The organism is Shewanella sp. GutDb-MelDb (genome assembly GCF_002836075.1).
Lineage (GTDB): Bacteria > Pseudomonadota > Gammaproteobacteria > Enterobacterales > Shewanellaceae > Shewanella.
In genome coordinates this window covers 1-21,528 of record NZ_PJBM01000254.1, presented here as the reverse complement: position 1 = coordinate 21,528, position 21,528 = coordinate 1, and the positions used below count along the sequence as shown (strand labels likewise).

The 21,528-nt window shown below is 43.9% G+C and carries 23 protein-coding genes and 2 pseudogenes; 14 read left to right on the top strand and 11 right to left on the bottom strand.

What is annotated here, in order from left to right; translation table 11 throughout:
• Window positions 1-103 precede the first annotated feature (103 nt).
• Entirely contained in the window at window positions 104-1,753 is a 1,650-nt protein-coding gene (locus CXF82_RS17580) for a BamA/TamA family outer membrane protein (RefSeq protein WP_232775003.1), read from the top strand.
• Between the two features lie 10 nt (window positions 1,754-1,763).
• On the opposite strand, the gene CXF82_RS17575 is transcribed toward CXF82_RS17580, so the two are convergent.
• A complete protein-coding gene (locus tag CXF82_RS17575) occupies window positions 1,764-2,141 on the bottom strand; it encodes a hypothetical protein (protein ID WP_219621793.1) in 378 nt (125 codons plus the stop codon).
• A 324-nt stretch (window positions 2,142-2,465) separates the two neighbouring features.
• On the opposite strand from CXF82_RS17575, the gene CXF82_RS17570 reads away from it, so the two are divergent.
• Window positions 2,466-2,639: a GlyGly-CTERM sorting domain-containing protein gene (locus CXF82_RS17570; RefSeq protein WP_102044673.1), complete on the top strand. Its 174-nt coding sequence runs from the start codon at window positions 2,466-2,468 to the stop codon at window positions 2,637-2,639.
• A 137-nt stretch (window positions 2,640-2,776) separates the two neighbouring features.
• Here CXF82_RS17570 and CXF82_RS17565 read toward each other — a convergent pair whose 3' ends face one another.
• From CXF82_RS17565 to CXF82_RS17550, 4 genes are all read right to left on the bottom strand, one after another.
• Window positions 2,777-3,316 carry an outer membrane beta-barrel protein gene (locus CXF82_RS17565; RefSeq protein WP_102038591.1) on the bottom strand — a complete coding sequence of 180 codons (540 nt, stop codon included), beginning with the start codon at window positions 3,314-3,316 and terminating at the stop codon, window positions 2,777-2,779.
• Between the two features lie 218 nt (window positions 3,317-3,534).
• Window positions 3,535-3,939, bottom strand: a complete 405-nt coding sequence (locus CXF82_RS17560) for a DMT family transporter (protein WP_257982811.1) — start codon at window positions 3,937-3,939, stop codon at window positions 3,535-3,537.
• A 413-nt stretch (window positions 3,940-4,352) separates the two neighbouring features.
• Window positions 4,353-4,910: an S-(hydroxymethyl)glutathione synthase gene (gfa, locus tag CXF82_RS17555; protein ID WP_102044671.1), complete on the bottom strand. Its 558-nt coding sequence runs from the start codon at window positions 4,908-4,910 to the stop codon at window positions 4,353-4,355.
• A gap of 53 nt (window positions 4,911-4,963) precedes the next feature.
• A complete protein-coding gene (locus CXF82_RS17550) occupies window positions 4,964-6,115 on the bottom strand; it encodes an iron-containing alcohol dehydrogenase (RefSeq protein ID WP_102038588.1) in 1,152 nt (383 codons plus the stop codon).
• Window positions 6,116-6,425: 310 nt separating this feature from the next.
• Between CXF82_RS17550 and CXF82_RS17545 the strand changes: the two genes are divergently transcribed.
• The 6 genes from CXF82_RS17545 (at window position 6,426) to CXF82_RS17525 (ending at window position 11,208) form a co-directional block, all read left to right on the top strand.
• Complete coding sequence (locus CXF82_RS17545) at window positions 6,426-7,295, top strand: LysR family transcriptional regulator (protein ID WP_101093420.1); 870 nt, start codon at window positions 6,426-6,428, stop codon at window positions 7,293-7,295.
• 295 nt (window positions 7,296-7,590) lie between these two features.
• Entirely contained in the window at window positions 7,591-8,799 is a 1,209-nt protein-coding gene (locus CXF82_RS17540; RefSeq protein WP_102044670.1) for an NAD(P)/FAD-dependent oxidoreductase, read from the top strand.
• A gap of 30 nt (window positions 8,800-8,829) precedes the next feature.
• On the top strand, window positions 8,830-9,147 hold the full coding sequence (locus CXF82_RS22205; RefSeq protein WP_145991704.1) for a hypothetical protein: 318 nt from the start codon (window positions 8,830-8,832) through the stop codon (window positions 9,145-9,147).
• A 140-nt stretch (window positions 9,148-9,287) separates the two neighbouring features.
• The gene (locus CXF82_RS17535) at window positions 9,288-9,641 is read left to right on the top strand and encodes a hypothetical protein (protein WP_248989340.1); all 354 of its coding nucleotides are present in this window, start codon (window positions 9,288-9,290) and stop codon (window positions 9,639-9,641) included.
• A gap of 136 nt (window positions 9,642-9,777) precedes the next feature.
• Window positions 9,778-10,473, top strand: coding sequence for a HupE/UreJ family protein (locus tag CXF82_RS17530; protein WP_102044668.1), 696 nt, complete (start codon window positions 9,778-9,780; stop codon window positions 10,471-10,473).
• A 75-nt stretch (window positions 10,474-10,548) separates the two neighbouring features.
• On the top strand, window positions 10,549-11,208 hold the full coding sequence (locus CXF82_RS17525) for a hypothetical protein (RefSeq protein ID WP_102044667.1): 660 nt from the start codon (window positions 10,549-10,551) through the stop codon (window positions 11,206-11,208).
• Window positions 11,209-11,318: 110 nt separating this feature from the next.
• Here the strand turns inward: CXF82_RS17525 and CXF82_RS17520 are convergent, their stop codons facing one another.
• The 5 genes from CXF82_RS17520 to CXF82_RS17500 form a co-directional block, all read right to left on the bottom strand.
• Window positions 11,319-11,786: a DUF6491 family protein gene (locus CXF82_RS17520; protein WP_102044666.1), complete on the bottom strand. Its 468-nt coding sequence runs from the start codon at window positions 11,784-11,786 to the stop codon at window positions 11,319-11,321.
• A 272-nt stretch (window positions 11,787-12,058) separates the two neighbouring features.
• Complete coding sequence (gene fghA, locus CXF82_RS17515; protein WP_102044665.1) at window positions 12,059-12,898, bottom strand: S-formylglutathione hydrolase; 840 nt, start codon at window positions 12,896-12,898, stop codon at window positions 12,059-12,061.
• A 99-nt stretch (window positions 12,899-12,997) separates the two neighbouring features.
• A complete protein-coding gene (locus CXF82_RS17510; protein ID WP_101093426.1) occupies window positions 12,998-14,128 on the bottom strand; it encodes an S-(hydroxymethyl)glutathione dehydrogenase/class III alcohol dehydrogenase in 1,131 nt (376 codons plus the stop codon).
• A 203-nt stretch (window positions 14,129-14,331) separates the two neighbouring features.
• Window positions 14,332-14,598 carry a DksA/TraR family C4-type zinc finger protein gene (locus CXF82_RS17505; protein ID WP_102044664.1) on the bottom strand — a complete coding sequence of 89 codons (267 nt, stop codon included), beginning with the start codon at window positions 14,596-14,598 and terminating at the stop codon, window positions 14,332-14,334.
• A 78-nt stretch (window positions 14,599-14,676) separates the two neighbouring features.
• Window positions 14,677-15,330, bottom strand: coding sequence for a patatin-like phospholipase family protein (locus CXF82_RS17500; RefSeq protein ID WP_145991703.1), 654 nt, complete (start codon window positions 15,328-15,330; stop codon window positions 14,677-14,679).
• A gap of 404 nt (window positions 15,331-15,734) precedes the next feature.
• Here CXF82_RS17500 and CXF82_RS17495 point away from each other — a divergent pair, with 404 nt between their 5' ends.
• The 6 genes and pseudogenes from CXF82_RS17495 to CXF82_RS22795 form a co-directional block, all read left to right on the top strand.
• Window positions 15,735-16,739 carry an ABC transporter substrate-binding protein gene (locus tag CXF82_RS17495; protein WP_101093429.1) on the top strand — a complete coding sequence of 335 codons (1,005 nt, stop codon included), beginning with the start codon at window positions 15,735-15,737 and terminating at the stop codon, window positions 16,737-16,739.
• An 84-nt stretch (window positions 16,740-16,823) separates the two neighbouring features.
• On the top strand, window positions 16,824-17,723 hold the full coding sequence (locus tag CXF82_RS17490; RefSeq protein ID WP_101093430.1) for an ABC transporter permease: 900 nt from the start codon (window positions 16,824-16,826) through the stop codon (window positions 17,721-17,723).
• A complete protein-coding gene (locus CXF82_RS17485) occupies window positions 17,716-18,972 on the top strand; it encodes a quaternary amine ABC transporter ATP-binding protein (RefSeq protein ID WP_102044662.1) in 1,257 nt (418 codons plus the stop codon). The genes CXF82_RS17490 and CXF82_RS17485 overlap by 8 nt, the downstream gene beginning before the upstream one ends.
• Complete coding sequence (locus CXF82_RS17480) at window positions 18,972-20,207, top strand: hypothetical protein (RefSeq protein WP_101093432.1); 1,236 nt, start codon at window positions 18,972-18,974, stop codon at window positions 20,205-20,207. The genes CXF82_RS17485 and CXF82_RS17480 overlap by 1 nt, the downstream gene beginning before the upstream one ends.
• Before the next feature lie 164 nt (window positions 20,208-20,371).
• Window positions 20,372-20,482, top strand: a pseudogene (locus CXF82_RS22800) (IS5/IS1182 family transposase); the annotation flags it as partial.
• 86 nt (window positions 20,483-20,568) lie between these two features.
• Window positions 20,569-20,738 (top strand): annotated as a pseudogene (locus CXF82_RS22795) (IS5/IS1182 family transposase); the annotation flags it as partial.
• A 191-nt stretch (window positions 20,739-20,929) separates the two neighbouring features.
• Here the strand turns inward: CXF82_RS22795 and CXF82_RS17475 are convergent.
• Window positions 20,930-21,352 carry a YybH family protein gene (locus tag CXF82_RS17475; protein ID WP_102044661.1) on the bottom strand — a complete coding sequence of 141 codons (423 nt, stop codon included), beginning with the start codon at window positions 21,350-21,352 and terminating at the stop codon, window positions 20,930-20,932.
• Window positions 21,353-21,528 lie beyond the last annotated feature (176 nt).

Below are 21,528 nucleotides of genomic sequence, written 5' to 3'. Positions count from 1 at the left end.
TGTAAAGCCATCATCTTATGCTTGACTAACCTGCCTGTTCCATGTGTTATAGCTATGTAATGCATTTGTAATCATCGTTATCTCATTAGGACTCCTCTAGCCTATGACTCGATTTAGCTGTTCGACGTTAGCCTTATTAACTTACGCACTGACCAGTGCGGTTGGTGCTGAAGAGATAACGACAAAAAAAGCAGACGCTAAACCTCAAGACTATGAACAAAAGAAGCATATCAACAGTATTGTCGTTAAAAGCAATGACATCTTTGATCTGTCTGACCCCGACACTTTTTTTATTCACCGCTGGGCCAACTACCTACATATCAATACTCGCGACTACGTCATTCGCGACAAACTCAGCTTTAAAGAAAATGAAAGTGTAAGCCAAAAAGACCTCGATGAAGTGCAACGAATATTACGCGCAGAGCCCTATATTCGTGATGCCGACATTCAGTTTGCTGAGCCCGCGCCAGATGCTGATGTCATCGATGATGGTGGTGAAAACATTCTGGTTGAAACGTGGGACAATTGGTCGTTATTACCCACGGTGAGTCTCGGCCGCAGCGGTGGTGAGAGTAAGTTTTCTATCGGTATTAAAGAGGATAATTTACTGGGTTTAGGGATCCGAACGCGTTTCAAGTACCAGTCTAATGCCGATCGTACTGGTTACAAATTTGCGATTGAAGCCCCCCTCAACTTTATCGAACATGCCACCATAGCGGCTGACTTTTACGATAACAGTGATGGTCAAGCGACCCATCTATACTTTAAGAAACCTTTCTACACACTTGATGGCAGCAATATGTACTCGGCTGAATATTTAGATGATCTCCGAGTCGATACCCTGAAACAAAACGGCCAGGAGTTTAATGAATTTGAGCATGCTGTTACCTACAATAGTGCCCGTTACGGCTGGCTATTAAATCGCAGCAGTGATGAGCTTTCCCGCATCATAACTGGACTCACTCAAGATAAGCATGAGTTTGATAATATAGAGGAGTATCCAGCATCAGAACTACCTCAAGATCGTGATTTCCTCTACCCTTGGGTAGCCTATCAATATCTACAAGATGACTTTAAAGTCCTCAACAACGTCCACCTCATTAACTATAACGAAGACTTTAATTTGGGTTGGCAACACTATGTCAAATTAGGACTTGAAACCCGCGATCTCAACGATGACTCCCCTGTTGGTTATCACATCAATTGGCAGTCTAGCCGTGGTTTCCAAGCTAAAGATCACTTACTGCTGCTAGAAATGGATGGCGAAGGTGTGTTTGCCACCACTCAAAAAGACTATTACAAGGTGAATGTTGCCGCTGAGTACTTCTACCATATAACCCCTAAGTGGACCGCTTATTCCAAACTCAGGCTCAGCACTTCGCAAAACAATTATATTGATAGGCCCTTCGCACTCGGTGATGACACTGGGATCCGTGGTTACCCTAACGACTATCAATATGGTGACAATCAATGGGCATTTACGGCTGAAGTCCGTAATTACCCCAATATTAATCTCTATCAATTAGCAGAGCTGGGCTGGGCAGCCTTTACCGATGTGGGTCAAGCAACGGGGGGCAATGATGGCAACAACGAGATCCCTGGCGTTATTGGAAGCGTCGGGATTGGTGCGAGGATCTACTCGTCTAAATCAAGTTATGGCAACGTTGCCCATATTGATTTCAGTGTTCCGTTTACCACTGGCGCAGAGGTGAATAGCTGGGAATGGCGCTTCTTAGTGAAAAACAGATTCTAATACTAAAATGCTAGTGACTTGCAGCTAACGAAACACTGTAAATATCGGCATCATTAATTCCTAACATACTCACCACAATGGTATTGTCATCCCCTTTTGCCAACGCACGTTGTCCGCGAATACTCACAGCGGGTAAAGTAAATAGTAACTGCTGTTGATTGTCAGCTGCTATCTCAATAATTTGATCGCTGATGTCAGTGCGCTTTAAAAAATACAGCGCATCGTTTTGGTAAAAGAAGCTGCCCCAATCACTCGTCGACAGTTCGGCTGTTATCAGTCTTTCTTCACCGCCATCATTCGGATGGTAATAGATCCCAGCTTGGTTATCGCGGCTGTAATACAATCCACCGACGTTATCCTCAACACCATACTTAGCAGCATGGCCCACTACAAACTCAAATTGTTGCCTATCAAAATGATAGGCATAGAGACTCCAATGTCCACCTACATTTGATGAGTAATAGATCTTACTGCCATCATTAGAAAATGAAGGGGTTCTAACATCGCCTTCAATACCACTGCAGATGCGTCAGTTGTTTACTGCCAGTTTCTTGATTAACCCATAATTCCCAAGCGCCGCGACGATTAGACAAAAAAGCACCTCTTTCGAGCTCACCACGAACTGTCCAAACATGTCACGAGAAGACGATGCAAGCTGCTGCTTTACCCGTCCGTCAGATAAGGACCGCACCGTAATATGCTCTTGAGATAGATGACGAGAGTAATACAAATTGTTGTTTTTTCGTTAATGGCTAGGCTGCTAGCTGAAGTGGTTGCTGTTGAACCTGAACTGACACAGTCAGACAGCGGTGGTGCAATGGGAGTGTCAGTCTTACTGCTTGGGTTATTCGGCTTACGTCGTCGTACGAAAAAGTCATCAATCTAGAGAAGACTGGGCACTATTTTGAAATGGTTGCGCCCAAAACGTAAGGTTTCTTGTCAATTAGGATCGCTAGCTGAGGATCTTTTAGGGCTAATACTTTTGCCGACTGCATTACAGTCGGCTTTTTTCTGTCTTATTCGCTAGAACTTATAATCAAGCGTCAAGTACACCTGCTGACTGTTATCAATAGTGATCCCATCGCGTTCATAATCTTGTTCTAGATAGCGATACCCGAGATCTGACGAAAAGTGTTCACTCCATTGATATTGCACACCCACTTGGCCACCCCAGACCAAATCAGTATCTGCACGTCCCGCAATTTTATTGTCATTAGCGCCTACGGTAACACCAGCAAATAAGTTAACGTCTTTATGGACTGGAATTAAATAATCATAAGAGAGCAACCAGCTATATTGTTCCTGCTTATAATCGTTGCCCGCTTGAGAGAATTCGTCCTCCATATAGCCAAAGGTACCCGTGATCCGATGCTGTTGCTCAATCAATATCCCCATTCGTCCTTGCCACGACATGTCTTCGGTGTCGTGTTGTATATTGCCGTCCACTTTATCGGTTTGATAACCCGCAGCCGCACCCACGAAAAATTCAACTTCAGCGGCATTTACGCTGCTGATGAGTAAACCGGAACATAGAACACCTGCTAGCATCGTCTTAATTTTCATTGTAAACCTCACTCATAACCTGATAAATAGAGAATCTTGTCGGTGTCATTATCGACGTTATGAATAGATTACCGATTCTCTACCGCATGAAAAAGTGCCTCACACCAACAAGTTTGTATCGAATAATGAGACAGTCAGCATATTGAGGCCACTAAAGAAAGCTGAGGTTAGCTTTATGCTTAAGGTTAAAATGAGATCAACGAGGGTAATGCTTTGAATCAGTGACTATGGCCTTGTGAGAAGTTAATCATCATTACGCCAGCAGCGACTAATCCCATACCGATCCACGCAGTGAGATCTAGATGTTGGCGGTAAAATAGTGCCGATAACAAGGTAACTGTCACTATGGCTAAACCCGCCCACAGTGCATGAACCACCCCCACAGGCATACCCTTCATAGCTTGGCCAAGAAAAATAAATGCCACCAAATGACCCAAAATAACCAATACGGCTGGCAATGGTCGACTAAAACCATCGGTCGCCTTTAACGCCACATGAGATAAGGCTTCAGCCATGACACCCAGTAATAGAAAGATCCAACTCATAATATAAGCCTTAAATGTAAAGTGTTCGGCAGGCAAAGCCCGCTGCATAGATTGAGATACTGAATTTGTGCTTAGTATATTGATAATGGATAGGATGATAATCAGCTAAAACTGCAAATCACTTTTACCAAATGGTAATAAACAGCTGCAATCAAAAACCAAGCATGAGCCGATAAATGAAACCATCAGTGCAAAGCATCAATACCGCAGCAGCTCCGCCCATACGCATTTAAGCTTCAACTCTTAAAAAACTAAGACAATCCCATTTCGATGCGTCAAATATATTTATTAATTCAACAATAATAATCGGCCTGATCAACAAATATTTTTACCATTCAATATAAGAAAAAACGATAACACCGGTCTAGATGGCTGCTTTTTTTTGGGGGGGCTAAGTAGGTTAAACCCCTGCCAATAGACATAAAAAAAGCGCCGTAGCGCTTTTTTATAAAATCCACGATACCTATTTACTCAGTATCAATTAATGGCGCTTAGCGCTTGTTTGCAACGTGAGCAGCAATGGCATCCATCAATACTGGAGATAAGCAGTCATATGGCGCTAATCCCAAGTCAGTTAATGTATTGCGAACATCAGCCATAGCTTCAGGTGCCGTTCCTGACTCAATGATAGAAGAGACAAATGCAGCGAATTCAGGTGCTGACCAACCTTGCTGTTTAGATAACTCAGTATGGACAAAGTCTAAACCATAGAAAGGATGCTCAGCGTTTTCGATACGGCCGAACATGTGGGTGCCACACTCTTTACATGCATGACGCTGAATTGCCGCCGACGCGTCGACAATTTGTAATTTATCAGCATTAGCAGTCACGCTAACTTGGCCTTTAGCGACCACCGCTATCTGAGCAAACAGAGCGCCTTCAGGCTTCCAGCATTTGCTGCAACCGCAAACATGGTTATGTGCAGTTTGCGCTGAGACAGTCACTTCAACAGGATGGTGTGAACACTGGCAGTGCAATGATCCGCCGCTAAAACCTTCGGCTGTTGCTGAGATACCATTATCGACCAATGGGTGAATTAACGTTTTCATAATAATTATTCCAGATAAATGAGGCTAAGCCCTGCAGGTCTTAGCAGAACGACTTACATCGCTTGTTTAAAAATATTGATGATCTCTTCAGTGCTAGCCTTTCTTGGATTGGTTAAAGAGCACGCATCGTTTAAGGCATTAATCGCCATAAATTCAAGTTTGTCCTGTTTAACTCCAAGATCAGCCAGCTTTTGGGCGGTACCAACTGAGGCTGAAAGTCTTTCTATTTCAACAATGCCAGCTTCTGCAGCATCAGCGGCATTCATGCCTGTTGTATCTACGCCCATTGCTTTAGCAACATCGGCAAATCTCTCACTGCTAACGACAGCATTGAAACGAGAAACGTATGGCAGCAAGATGGCATTACATAAGCCGTGCACTAAGTCATATACACCACCTAATTGGTGAGCCATTGAGTGCACATAACCCAGAGACGCGTTAGAGAAGGCCATACCTGCCAAATACTCTCCGTACTGCATCGCATCTCGCGCTGCACGGTCTTCGCCATTATCGACAGCCTGCTGCAAGTTCATTGAGATGAGCTCAATGGCCTTAATGGCTGACGCATCGGTTATGGGAGTCGCTGCAGTTGAAACATAAGCTTCAATCGCATGGGTTAATGCATCCATTCCCGTTGCAGCGGTAAGAAACTTAGGCATTGCCACCATAAGTTCTGAGTCATTGACGGCGATGATCGGCGTCAAATTTTTATCTACAATCGGGTATTTAGTCTCATCTTCTTCATTGGTAACAATGGCAAAAATGGTCATTTCAGCAGCTGTCCCAGCAGTGGTATTGACGGTAACCAAAGGCAATTGAGGCTTCGCAGATAAATGCACACCTTTAGAGTAATCACGAATATGACCACCATTGGCAGCGACTAAGGCGATGCCTTTAGCACAATCGTGAGAAGAGCCACCACCGAATGAAACGACAAAGTCACAGTCTTGAATTTTAAGTATCTCAAGACCTTGCTCAATATTTTTCTCTGTCGGGTTAGGCTGTACACCATCAAAGATGGCAAATGCGATATCGTGAGCAGATAACTCATCGGTTAGTCTGTCGACGAGTTTAATATCGACTAATGCCTTATCGGTTACGATTAGCGCTTTTTTAAAGTTTCTCGCCTGTAGTTCGCTCCCTAATTGCTTGATGGCATCGGGTCCCATCATCGACATCGGAGGCATATAGAATGTTGTGCTCATTTTGACTTCCTTAATTTAAATAAAAACTTACAGTCTCTTTACTGATATGTTGGATGACTACAAACTGAGACTGGATGACATCTTTGTCATTCGATGGCAGTGATTATATTCCTTACCCACTAGTTGATAATCCCACTTTTTAACAAATTACTTTTTACAGTGAGTAATAATAAATCTCACTTAAATACTCAGTTTGGTGCTATAAATAGCGATTAGCCGTTTTAAATAAGATGTGATTTTGAATTGCATTTAGGCTGAATTTGGTAATAATTAAGGGATATTTAGCAAAGATAATTTCTTGAGAGTAATAATGTTTAATTGGGAAGGTGTCAGTGAGTTTGTTGCAGTAGCCGAAGCCGAAAGCTTTACCAAGGCATCACAACGACTAGGGATTTCGACAGCTCAAGTCAGCAGGCAGATCAGCGCATTAGAAATTCGGCTCGCTTCAAAGCTGTTTCATCGCACCACAAGAAAAGTATCGGTGACCGAAGTTGGCAGGATCTATTATCAACATTGTCGACAAGTGCTCGATGGATTAGAAGAAGCAGAGCGAGCGATCACTAATCTGCAAACGACCCCTAGAGGATTGCTAAAAATTACCGCTCCCTTCACCTATGGTGAAAAAACCATTGCGCCTTTGATCAATGACTTTGCCGTGCTGTATCCAGAACTGGAGATTAAACTCATCCTCAGTAATCAAAGGATTGATTTAATCGACGAAGGATACGATCTTGCCATCCGGCTCGGGCAACTAGAAGACTCGAGTATGATGGCTAAGAAGCTAAGTACGCGAACCCAGTATGTTTGTGCATCACCCGCTTATCTTTCCACTTATGGCATTCCCCACACATTGTCGGAACTAGAAAAACATAATTGTTTGCTCGGCACTATGGATTATTGGCGTTTTCAAGAAAATGGCAAAACCAGAAATGTACGCGTAAGCGGTTCACTCAGTTGTAACAATGGCCACGCTTTAGTGGATGCGGCAATTAAAGGCATTGGCATCGTACAACTACCCGATTTTTATGTCGCCCGCTTTTTAGAAGACAAACAACTGGTGGCACTGCTTGAGCATAACCGCCAACCTGAAGAAGGGATCTGGGCGCTCTATCCTCAAAATCGTCACCTCTCACCTAAAGTGCGCATGCTGTTGGACTACCTGGGTAACGCCCTCAAATAGACACTTTACCGCACCCTATACTGACCTCTAGCTTAGGCTACTGGTCAGTTGCCATTATTAACAACAAAGCCAAAGTAATTACTTTCAATAACTTAGTTCCTACAAGGCGTTGATTGTTACTGTGTCGCAAAAGTAATTTACCTTTTAAGCTAATTGTTCCAAATATGATGATAACTATAATGAGCGCCATCCAATGCCCTGAGGACGAGCAGATACCTAGGGTATACCGCTGAAGTCACCTGGCGCTTGTTACACATTATTGCAGCACCAAATTGCGGTGCACTGAGGAATTGTTATGTCTCGTATCGTTATTGTTGGCGGCGGCGCTGCTGGTCTAGAAATCGCTAGCCTTTTAGGCCGTTCGGTCAATAGTCAAGATGAGGTGGTACTGGTAGAAGGAGAGACTCATCACTACTGGAAACCTCGCTTCCATGAGATAGCCGCAGGTACCTTTGACAGTGACCTCGACAGCCTTTGCTATTTCAGCCATGGCGCAAAGAATGGCTATATGCATTACCAAGCATGGATGACTGATATCGAACGCTCAGAAAAGCAGTTAGTGCTGCGTAAACCCAATGGTGAAGTCGACAAACTCGCATACGATTACTTAGTGATTGCTATCGGGGCCATTAGCAACGACTTTGCCACCTTAGGAGCTAAAGAGCATTGCTTATTCCTCGATACACCTGCGCAAGCTCGAGACAGCTGGCATCAAATCAGTACCTTGCTGCGTTCAGGTAAAGAACGCAGCATTAATATCGTCGGCGCGGGAGCGACTGGACTTGAACTCGCCGCTGAGTTGGCCAAAGTGAGCGCTAAGCTAGCCAATAACCCTTATGCCGCGACGCTCAACATCAATCTGATTGAAGCTGCTGACAGAGTGCTGCCTAATAGCCCTTTGAAAATGTCACAGCAAGCGCAAAAGCGACTAGAAGAATATAACGTCAACATCCTGCTCAATACCCGCATCGCCAGTGTTGAAGCTCACCGCATGACCACCAGCGATGGCAAAATATTAGCTGCTGATGTGCAATTTTGGGCTGCTGGAATTAAAGCGCCCGACTGGCTAAAAAACATCGGTGGCTTGCAGAGTAATCATGCTAATCAGTTAATCGTTGAGCAAACACTGGCAACCACTGCGGACCCGTCAATATTCTCCCTAGGTGATTGCGCTGCGATCCCGCAGGTTGGTGGCACTCAAGTTCCACCCAAAGCACAGGCAGCCAATCGCGCCGCGGTGCACTTAGCAAAAAACCTAGTGGCACATTTAGAGGGTAAACCGCTAAAACCTTTCGTCTATAAAGATGGCGGAATGGTGGTTGCGATTGGACATGACTTCGCCATCAGCACCATGATGAACGATCGGTTAGTGTTAAAAGGCCGCTTAGTACGCCGGCTGTACGATACAATTTTCCGCTTACATCAAAAAACGGTTAGTGGCCTATTTACCATGTCACGACTGATTATTATCAAACGCTTAAAATGTATGTTTAAGCCGGCTTAAAGCAGGTAAAGCCAAAGTCCAAGCTGAATATTGAACATAAAAAAGGCGGCTAACACCTCCTTTTTTATTGGAGTATGTAAATGTTTACTCACTCAGTCTTACCGCGCATTAGTCGCTAACCACTGCACCAGCAAACTCATAAGCAGCCGCAAACACATGTTTTCTTCACTCGTTCATTACCTTCTACCCGTTCTTTTAGGCATTGTTGTGCCAAGAGCATTGTCGACCAACCGCTTTGCTGTAATCAGCTTGCTTCGCATTCGTCTAGGTGAGGCTGTAGGTAAGTTAACCTCGGCAATGGTTTTGTCGTCGGGAAATACTAGCAGTTTGATCTTCAATCTGATTTAATCTCGGTAGCTATATTCTCTTTAAGACTAAACATACTGAACAGCAAAAACATCAAGGTCAGGTTAGCGTTACCAGCGACCCACCAATCCAGAACAACATTAGCCATCATGCTAGTGCTGTTGCTGTGCCAGTTTTTTGTGATGAACTCAGCTTATTCAGTACAGTACCCCAATGGTAAACATCCTATGGGTAGCAGTGTTAGCCATCATCATAGCCATGAGAATGTGCATGCAACCTTTGCTCATGTGCACGATGTAGAAGCCCTGCCCGCTTTTAATGCCACCGAATTAATTGCCGATTTAAACGGCACTGATGTTGTTTTTGCTAGCGACAGTAGCGAGCATGATCATAACAACCACTCACACACGCCATCACACCCGCCCTTTGAGTCGACCTTTAACAGCGATTTTTATCAGGCAGGCACTGTCGGCGACAATGATGTGCTTTATAACAACTACCGATACGCACCACCCAATCCCCCTCCACACCGCTAATTATTTATCTTTTAAATGACGGCTTGGTTAACTATTCCAAGTCGTTTAGCGATAGACCCATTTTGCGCTTCTTTGACTGACTACATTCAGTCTTTGATTCATGCGCTTAATAAAATAAATAATTGGAGTACATGTAATGAGCCAACCATTGGCTAACACCATAAGACTTATGGTGATTTTTTTGGGGTTATTGGCCTCTTTCTCTCTTTTTGCTCACGGCGTAGATGAAGGTACCAAGCAGTTTTTAGCTGCTAATCAAGGGGTTTCTATTCTGCCCTTTATCTATATCGGTGCTAAGCATATGGTCACTGGATATGACCATTTACTGTTTTTAGTCGGCGTGATTTTTTTCCTTTATCGCACTAAAGACGTGTTGCTCTACGTCAGCTTGTTCACTATTGGTCATAGCATTACCTTGCTGTACGGCGTGTTTTACGACATCCAGGTAAATCCTTATCTTATCGATGCGATTATTGGATTTTCAATTGTCTATAAAGGATTTGATAACTTAGGTGGATTCAAACGCGTTTTTGGTTTCCAGCCCAACACCAAAGTCGCGGTAATGATCTTTGGCCTATTCCATGGCTTTGGGCTGGCCACGAAAATCCAAGAATTCAATCTGCCTAAAGAGGGGTTAATGACCAATATTATTGCCTTTAACGTCGGCGTAGAAATTGGGCAATTTTTAGCGTTAGGCGTTGTACTCATTATGATGAGCTTTTGGCGCAGGCATCAAAGTTATCTCAAGTTTTCAACTGCGGCCAACACACTACTCATGAGTGGTGGATTGATGTTAGTCGGCTTTCAACTCACTGGATACTTTACAAATTAAAGCAGGCTCCAAAGCTGCTACCAACAGAAAAATGCAGCTAAATACGCATGCGTAAATACAAATTTAGGAACTATAATGACACAGCAAACAGACAACCAAGCAACTAACACCGTGAGCAACCCACTCAGTGCACCGGTCCACTCTAACGCCACCTTACTGAAAGCGAGTATCGTCGCAACCATCATTGCAGCGATTGTATTAGTCACGGCGATTTTACCCGCTGAGTACAACATTGATCCAACAGGTATTGGTCAATCATTAGGCTTAACAAAAATAGCCACTGCGGCGATAGAACCAGTGATCGCGAGTACATCAAGTATTAAAGCCGGGCCAGGCGTAATGGTAAGTTCAAGCTCTATTGTGATAAACGATGCGCCCTCAGTGGCAGAGATCAAACAAACTCGTACAGAAATGATGGGGCTACGCCAAGATACGGTCGACATCATTATTGCGGCGGGTAAAGGTTTAGAATATAAACTACTGATGAATGAAGGAGCCCATTTAGAATATGAATGGCGCACCAATGGCGCACCCTTGTATTTTGATTTTCACGGCGAACCTCAAGGTGATAAAACAGGTTTCTTTGAAAGTTTTACTATCACCACATCCGATCAAGTGAAGGGGACGCTGACCACGCCTTTTGCAGGTGCGCACGGATGGTATTGGAAAAACAAAACCAGTGAGCCAATTACGGTGACACTTACTACTAAAGGCGCTTACCTTATTAAAGGCTAATGTGGCCTTAGTTAATATCCCCTAGGAATGGTCTGCAGTAAAAAGCCCGCCTATCGACTGATAGACGGGCTTTTTTATAGATTGATTCCACTCAGCGGTAAGTTGCCACTTTAATTGCCGCTAGTACTATTCGCCTCAGATTTTTTATTTTCTAACTTTTTCTCATCAACAGAGAAAGCGAGGATTTGTTGCTTTATAAGCTCTTTCTCCGCTTTATCTTTTATGCGGTACATGCGCTTAATATTGTATTTAAGCTGTGGGTTATCTCGAGTTGAGACACTATCAAAGCCAACTTCGACCTTACCAAGGGTTGATGTAATGAGTAATCCTTGGGCAAACTTAAGATCATTATTACCACCATTTAAAATCAACAGATAGATCTCTCTTGGCCTGCTATTGACTATCAGCGAATACTTATCGATCTCTTCCCAACCATCCATTCTAAAATTATCAATGGAATTAACTTGCTCTAACTCAGGAAACTCATACATTGCCGCCCGCTCTTTTGAAGCTTCCGTTGCTGCACAACCCGCTAAAACTATCGCAAGGCCAATCACAACTATATTCCATAATTTCATTGTTATCTCCTTATATGAATTAGCTTAACTCTAGCGCTAAAATAACAGAGTGCAAACACTCGCCATTCAGGCCCATAAAGCATGTAAAACACCAACCATGATCACTTTTATTGCTTGTCCTAACAAAACAAAGTCCATGAGGTGTACTTTTTTATCGAAAGGCTTGCTAAATGAACCAATAATAAGGTGAGCGATTCAGAGGGGAGTTAGTAACTGCGGCGCATAAAAAATGCCGCGATAAGGCGGCATTTTTATAATATAGTAATGTAATGCTAGTCGTTCAAGTGAGCAGCATGAAAGCGTAAGTGTTGTTCAATAAAGCTCGAGATGAAGAAGTAGCTGTGATCATAACCCTCATGCATATTAAGCGTTAACGGGTAACCACTTACTTTAGCCGCAGCCTGCAACATTTCAGGTTTAAGTTGCTCTGTGAGGAAGTTATCACCTTCGCCTTGATCAACTAATGCCGGCACAAACGCACTGGCTTTACGCATCAATAGGCTCGCATCGTAATCCTGCCATGCATTAGTGTCACGGCCCAAATAAGCCGTAAGCGCCTTCTTGCCCCAAGGGCAATTAACTGGGTTGCTGATTGGGCTAAACGCAGACACTGACTGATAAGCCTCAGCATTGCGCATCGCAATAACCAAGGCACCATGTCCGCCCATTGAATGACCCGCAATTGAGCGCTTGTCACTGACTGGGAACATAGACTCAATCAATTTTGGCAGTTCATCAACGACGTAATCATACATTTGGTAATGACGATTCCACGGCGCTTGCGTTGCATTAACGTAAAAACCTGCACCTTGGCCTAAATCATAACCGACATCATCAGCCACACCTTCGCCACGCGGGCTAGTATCTGGTGCAACAATTGCGATACCCAACTCTGCAGCGAGCGCTTGCGCACCGGCTTTATGCATAAAGTTTTCGTCGGTACAGGTTAAGCCTGACAACCAATATAATACGGGTACTTTTTGGCCATTTGACGCTTGAGGCGGCAGATAGATAGCAAAGCGCATCTTACAATTTAACGCTTCAGAGTGGTGGGTATACTGCTTATTCCAGCCGCCAAAACTCTTGTTTACACTTATATTTTCGATTGTCATACTTGAGTCTCTTAAAGCGCTTTCGCATTAACTATCGATGACAGTTAATGCGAAAGCGGTTGGATAGGGGCTTACGCCCTATCCACTTATTTTGATAGTTTACTTGTCGAAGTGGATAACAGTACGAATACTCTTACCTTCATGCATAAGGTCAAATGCTTCGTTAACCTGCTCAAGCGCCATAGTATGAGTAATAAAGTCACTTAACTTAAACTCACCCGCCAAATAACGTTCAACGTACTCAGGTAGCTCTGAGCGGCCTTTAACCCCACCAAAAGCGCTGCCTCTCCATACACGACCAGTCACCAGTTGGAATGGACGGGTTGAGATCTCTTGACCTGCACCTGCGACACCAATAACCACTGACTCGCCCCAACCTTTATGGCAACACTCAAGCGCGCTACGCATCACGTTGACGTTACCGATGCACTCAAATGAGTAATCAACGCCGCCATCGGTAAGTTCTACAATCACATCTTGAATTGGCTTATCGTAATCTTTTGGATTGATGCAATCAGTGGCGCCCAGTTGGCGAGCTAAGTCGAACTTACTTTCGTTAATATCGATAGCGATGATACGTGACGCTTTAGCCATCGCAGCACCAATCACTGCTGATAGACCAATACCACCCATACCAAAGATTGCAACCGTAGCGCCCTCTTCAACTTTTGCGGTATTCATGACTGCGCCCATACCAGTGGTCACACCACAACCCAATAAGCACACCTCTTCAAGTGGTGCTTCAGGGTTCACTTTTGCCAATGAAATTTCAGGCAAGACTGTGTACTCAGAGAAAGTAGATGTGCCCATGTAATGGAAGATATCAACGCCATCTTTTGAAAAACGCGTGGTGCCATCAGGCATCAAACCTTTACCTTGAGTTTCACGAATTTTCTGGCAAAGGTTAGTTTTACCTGACTTACAGAACTTACACTCACCACACTCTGGTGTGTATAAAGGAATAACATGGTCGCCGACTTGCACGCTAGTCACGCCTTCACCAATAGACTCAACAATCCCGCCGCCTTCATGGCCTAGAATACACGGAAAAATACCTTCAGGATCGTCACCCGATAGCGTGAATGCGTCGGTATGACACACACCAGTGGCAACCATCTTGACGCGCACTTCGCCTTTTTGAGGCGGCATAACATCTACGATTTCCATAGTGAGTGGCTGGCCTACGGCCCAAGCGACTGCGGCTTTAGATTTAATTGTCTGTGCTGTCATCTTAAATTCCTAGATTGATAGAGTGTATAAACGGTCTTATCTGAACCAGCGCCGTAATGAATATGCGAGCATTATAGCGGGGACTTAATAAATGATAATCCCACCATTACGCAATTTACTTTTACCGTACGGTAATAATAATGTGTATTTTATTATCTGACGAACATGCGGCTATCAATATCAAACCCAGCCTAACACCGCACTTAACGTAATTGACTATCTTTACTGCCTCTGCGATTAAACAGTGCCATGTTACCGTGCCGTTTATCTCGCTCGCTTTGACATTCAACACACAAACGAACGCCTTGAACAGCTCGTCTACGCGCCTCGGGAATGGGTTTATCGCACTTTTCACAGTCGAACAGACTTTGTCCAACGGATAATTCACTGCGAATATGCGCCACGCCATCTTCGATACTATTATCGATTTGATCTTGCACTGCCCCGTCGCGGGCCCAACCACTTGCCATTTAGACTCCTTCATTTACTCAGCAAACAGCAAAGAACCTTGCTCAACTACAGCACCAAGTAGATTTAAAGTTTAGAAGCTAACAGGCGTATTGCCATGTCAATTTTGTTGGTTGAATTATACTCAACTGACTTGGTTTGATAATGCACTCAATCTGAAAATTTCTTTTCCCGTACAGTAACAATCCTCGAGATTGCTGTATCCATCCACTTGTGATGGTAACAATTGTGGGCATCTGAATATCATTGTTGAAAGTTAACTGCGGTTTATTACGGTAGCGGTAACAGGGAACGTATTTGGCTTTGGTATCCTCGCAATAGGCGCCTCTCTCACAAGGTGCGTTGTGACCAAACGTCAGCTTAAATGACAATATCAGCTCAGCTGCTCTATTAGAGGCATAGAGCCCCCAACACGCTAAAAGGTCTTTCCTAAGGTTAGGACGAATAAGGATATCTTGTGGTTGTAAGTTTGAGATTTGCTGTACTGCATTGGCCTGGGTCATCATGGTAGACAGCGACGCTAAAATGGCAAAACTGTTTTGTAATTCTTCTTTCGGTGCAAACTCGGAACCAATATCAATTGCAATATCAACACCCATCTCGCGTACCGTATCGGCTGGCATATTGCTGACAGTGCCGCCATCAGCCAGATACTTGCCGTCAATTTCAACCGGTTGCAATATTCTCGGCACCGACGCTTGCATTTCCCTTAATAGGTTACCAGAGTCAAGCATTGCATCACTAGTTCAACACCCACCAGTAACTGACAAGCACAGCATGCTTATCACCAATGGCTAGCAATCTACAGACGGCCAGCCTACAGAGCAGAACCAGCAGACTAATAACCGAACCAGCAACCCAACGGATATGCCAATAAGTCACGATTAGTTTGAGCTCTAATCACATTTATGAAGGCGTAATTGACTAAGGTAGCAAGTTTGAAGTACTAAACTGTTAACCATGCAACAATTGTGTTAATTTACGCTCTCAAACACTTTGTTTAGTCCTATTTTTGGTAATATGCTTGTCACATTACTGTCACCTGCAAGAATCGAAGCACAGCCCCTAGTTTGAACTCTAACCATTGTTAGTTAAAGGCTCGTGCGCAACAAACTCTCAAATCGAGCACGGAGCTCTTATGAAAAGTATAATTTTGATTGGCGGATTACTGCTTAGTACCGCGACACATCAAGTCTTTGCCGAAGAGCAATGCGGTAAAGTCACCATCGCAGATATGAACTGGAGTTCAGCTTCATTAATCGCCAATGTAGATCGCTTTATTTTAGAACATGGTTACGGTTGCGAAGCAGAGTTAATCCCTGGCGATACGATGCCAACGAGCACCTCAATGGTTGAAAAAGGAGAGCCTGACATCGCGCCTGAGATCTGGAGTAATAACGTTAAAGATCTTATCGAACGAGGCATCAAGGAGAAGCGCTTAGCAATTGCAGGTAAATCACTCTCTGATGGCGGTGAAGAAGGTTTCTGGGTACCCAAGTATATGGTCGATAAAGACCCAAGCCTGAAAACCATCGCGGGTATTATTGCCAAAGTAAAAACCTTTGAGCATCCAGAAGATCCAGATCGTGGTGCTTTTTATGGCTGCCCTGCGGGTTGGGGCTGTCAGATCACCGCTGAAAATCTGTTTCGAGCACTAAAGCTCAGTGATGCAGGGTTTGATCTTGTCAATCCGGGTTCAGGAGCAGGTCTATCAGGTTCCATCGCCCGTGCTTACGAGCGTGAAAAGCCTTGGTTTGGTTATTACTGGGCACCCACTGCAATATTGGGTAAGTACAACATGGTTAAGGTCGATTTTGGTACCGGTATCGATGAAGACCATTTTCGTGACTGTATCTCTAACGTAGAGTGCGCAGATCCTAAAGTCACCATGTACCCATCAGCATTAGTGCAAACGGTTACCACTGCAGCTTTTGCTAAAAAATCAACTCAAGAATTTGAGTATCTTGCTAAACGTTCTATCACCAATGCCCAGATGAACGGCTTGCTGGCTTGGATGGAAGACAATCAGGCTGATGGTAACATCGCCGCCGAGTACTTCCTGATGAAGCATGAAGATATATGGCTTAAATGGGTTCCTGCTGATGTTGCCGAAAAAGTAAAATTGGCAGTCAAAGCACTCTAAATCCGAACAAAACGCGAAGCCAACAAAGCTTCGCGTTTTTGTTTCTCATCTAGATTATTCCGTATAAAAACGATAGAGGTACCAATGGCTGACTTTTCTTGGCTCAGCAAATTTCCAAAGATGGATCGTGAGACGTTATTGGAAATTCGCAAATATTTAGACAGCACCTTTCGGGACTTTTCCCGTGAGTATGGTGATGTCATCGAGTCTTTCTTTGATCCCTTGCTCGACTTTCTTATCTGGTTTGAAAAGCTGTTGGTACAGTCACCTTGGTGGGCTGTACTGCTGTCAATTACCGCATTAGTTTACTTAACTAGTCGTTCATGGAAATTATCTGTCGGCGTGGTGGTGTCATTTCTACTTATCGGTTATTTCGGTATGTGGGAAAATACCATGCGGACTCTCAGTATCATTACCGTGTGCACGCTATTAGCCATCGTACTCGGCGTACCCATCGGTATATTAATGGCCCGCAGTAATCGAACTCGCTCAATAGTGACGCCGATTTTGGATGTCATGCAAACCATGCCAGCCTTCGTGTACCTGATCCCCGTGGTCATGTTACTCGGTATTGGCAAGGTGCCCGGCGTGATTGCCGTGGTAATTTATGCCATTCCGCCCGTTATTCGACTCACGAATCTCGGGATCCGTCTGGTAGACAAAGAAGTACTAGAGGCTGCTACCGCCTATGGTGCAAGTCCCATGCAACGCCTTATGGGAGTGCAGTTACCACTCGCCTCTCCGACCATTATGGCAGGCATTAACCAGACCATTATGATGGCACTAGGAATGGTCGTTATTGCGTCGATGATTGGCGTCACGGGGCTGGGTCAACCCGTACTCAAGTCAATCACCAACCAATACTTCACCCTCGGACTCTTTAACGGTTTAGCCATTGTCGCGCTAGCCATCATTTTTGATCGCACTTCTCAAGCTTACGCCAAGCGATCTCAGAAACACACCCAGAGTGGAAATCATGACTAATCAATCACCAACACAGCCACTCATTCAAATTAGAGATCTCTATAAGGTCTTTGGCAAAAAACCCGCTAACGTCATGCCGATGGTTAAAGAAGGTTTATCTAAAGATGAAATTCTAGCTAAAACCGGCCATACCGTGGGCCTTAAAGCCATTAACCTCGACATTCATCAAGGTGAAATTTTTGTCATTATGGGGTTGTCGGGCTCAGGAAAGTCCACTTTGATCCGTCACTTCAATCGCCTTATCGATCCTACTGAAGGGCAGATATTGGTTGAAGGCATTGATGTGATGAAGCTGAATAGCAAAGAGTTGGAGCAATTTCGTCGCAATAAAATGGCGATGGTGTTTCAACGCTTTGGTTTAATGCCTCATCGCACCGTACTGGAAAATGTTGCCTATGGTCTCAGTGTACAAGGGGTAGACAAAGCCAGCAGAAATGCCAAGGCTAATCAATGGCTAGACACTGTTGGTTTGAGCGGATATGAAGCGCAGTACCCTTCGCAGCTATCTGGTGGCCAACAGCAACGTGTGGGCCTAGCGAGAGCGCTGTGCACCGATGCAGAAATTCTGCTGATGGATGAAGCTTTCTCGGCGCTTGATCCCTTGATACGCAGTGAAATGCAAGACCAACTCATAGATCTGCAAAAAGAGCTGCATAAAACCATTATCTTCATTACTCACGATCTCGATGAAGCGCTGCGCATTGGCGACCGGATTGCGATCCTTAAAGACGGCAATCTGATCCAAGTGGGAGCGCCGGTGGATATCTTGCTCAACCCTGCTGACGATTATGTCGAAGCATTTGTCAAAGACGTCAACCGTCCGCGAGCCCTAACCGTTGAAACCGTGATGAAGCCACCAGCCTTTCGCCTTACCGCCGATACCATCGGTGAAGCGCTCAAGCAGATGAAGCAGATCCCAGCCAACTATGCCTATTACGTTACCGATGAAGGTTTTCAGGGCGTAGTGTGCCAAGAAGCACTGGAAGACGCTGTAAAAACAGATAAAGATGCACCGATGGAAGACTTCCAGGTCGAGGAGATGACCCCGATATCACCAGATGCACTGCTTGAAAGTATTATTCCAACCACAATGGAATCAGACTTTCCCCTGCCCGTTGTCGATGCCGATGGTGACTTGCAGGGTGAGCTTTCACGTTCTCATCTGGCAGGCGTGTTATCAGACTTCTACACGGACGATACCGACAACACCGAATCACAAAAATCAAACTTAACAAACAAGGATAAATGATGAATCGCTATACACTTGCTGCTTCTTGTATCGCCCTTGCATTAGCTGCTAATGCAAATGCCGCCCCGGTAGACGAAGAGCTAAAAGCGCTAAAAGCCCGAATCGAGCAGTTGGAAACTCAACAGCAGAAGGAATCTGAGCAGTTAGTCGTTGCAGAGAAGAAAAAAGAAAACGCCGTCAAATTTGGTGGTGCCGTTCGTGTTAATTACTCTTATGAAGATTATAATGATGATAACGCTGATCGCGGCGGTGATTTTGATTTCGATCTATTTCGCATAGATGTTTCAGGCAATTACGAAGACTTAATTTACTCTGCCCAGTATCGTTGGTTTGAATACATGAATGTGATTCAGCATGCATGGATTGGTTACAACTTTACTGAAGAGCAACAAGGTAAAATTGGTGTCACTCAAGTCCCTTTCGGTATTCTAACTTACGCATCAAATAACTACTTCTTCAGCTCTAACTTCTACTTGGGCTTAGAAGATGACTACGATATGGGCCTAAATTACAAATACACTGGTGAAAATAATCGCCTCGATTTAGCTTTCTACAAAAACGATGAGCAAGGCGGACTTGACGGGTATGTCTCAGACCGTACTGACCGTTACGCATACGATGTTGTCGGTATTCGTTTAGAGGGCGAAGGTGCTTATGATGCTCCAACTGACGGTTATGCCGCTGGCGAAGTAAACACCTTCAACGCGCGCTATGCCCATAACTTCGCATTCAATGATGTTGCTGTTGAACTAGGCGCATCAGTTCAAGCTGGCCAACTTGAAATTGCCAACGGCACCGATGGTGACAACGTTGCAGCCGCAATCCACAGTGTCGTTAACTACGACCGTTGGAATGTTAAGTTGCAATTGACCGATTATAAGTACGACGTTGATGGTATGGATGTTGACCGTATTGTCGTGGCTGCATACCACTTCTATGACTCAATTCCAGCAGAAGCGACGACTTACATCGCTAACGTAGCATACAGCCTACCGGTTAATATTGGACCGATATCAAACCTAACATTCTATAACGACTACTCATTGGTTACTGATAAATCTGCGGATTTAGAAGATACCTTTATGAATGTCACAGGAATGGCGGTAACTGCCGGCGGACTCTACACTTATTTCGACTTTGTTGTCGGTGAGAACCAGCCTTTTATCGGCGGAACTATGGTCGGTAATGGTGACACTAACAAGCGCTTCAATATTAACTTTGGTTACTATTTCTAAGCATTAAAAATAGTATTGATAAGCTAGAGATAGCTTAAGCTAACAAAAAACCGCATCCCTTTAGGAGTGCGGTTTTTTATTGGAAATAAGTGATGCTGAAGTCTAATAAGTCGTGGTTTACAAGCAGACAACCAATGTGGCACGTCATCAAAATTTAATCCGCATTGCTAAACCCATCGAGAAGACGAATAGCTTAGTCTCAGCTGATGGTGCATACGATACCAAGGCATGCCATAAGCTACTTCAGCGCAAGGGCTGCAACCCACTACCTCCCCAGAAGCAATGCAGGGTATTAGGGTTAATTAGGCAGGAAAACCCTTTTAAAAATAACGGGCTATCGCAATGAAAACGAGCTAATTACTATCAAGTTCGGTCACTCTCAAAAACAGCCATGTACCGATACAAGCAGCTGATTAGTCTGAAACTTAGCCTACTAGATTATAATGCTCAAGTCGGTAAACCTTGGCAGATGTTAAGGCGATGAACAAAATCATAGTACTAGGAATACAGATGAGGAAACAAGCTACCTAATTAGATAAAACATCTTACATCTTGAACTGAGATTTGATCAACAACGCTAGTCACTTTGGTTAATATTTGACGGCCAGTTAATCAGGGGCATTTACAACTAACACTTCTGGCTTGCCAAACTCAGTTACCTTTAGAGCTTTCATTTGATATTTCCTTAGATCATATATAAGACACAAACTCTTTTTTAATGACTAGAAGCCATATGGACTATCAATCACATAAAGCCAACCGCCATTAGTATATTTCATCACTTCAAGTGCCATTCCTTTTTGTACATTGGTAATTTCCCAGTCTGAACGAATAAGTGCTGTATCACCATTGATGTGAATTGATACACCATGAGTGATCATTTCTCCATCCCCCTCCAAATACCCCTTTAAGGTCTGCTTGATAGCCTCCCTACCTTTAACAACTTCACGTTCAGCATTTAAAACAAAAACTGCATCCTCATGAAATAGCGTTCCTAGCCCAACAACATCTTTATTAAGAAAATATTCTGCAAACAAATGATGTAACTCACTAGGTGTCTGCGGTTTTTTATACTCTATCGATGCATAAGAAAAAGAAGATAAAGAAGATAAAGAAGATAAAATAATAAATAATAAATAATACAACTTTCATAATAGGTTATCAGTTTTAATGGTTAGTGTAGAATGAATCAACAATATTATAAAAACATCTAAAAATAAATAAGATACCTAGAAGTAACTAGCTACCTCGTGGTAACTGCCCCCTCTGGACAATTTAATTAATGTTATAAATAACTAAAGTGTAATAGGTTATATTAAGT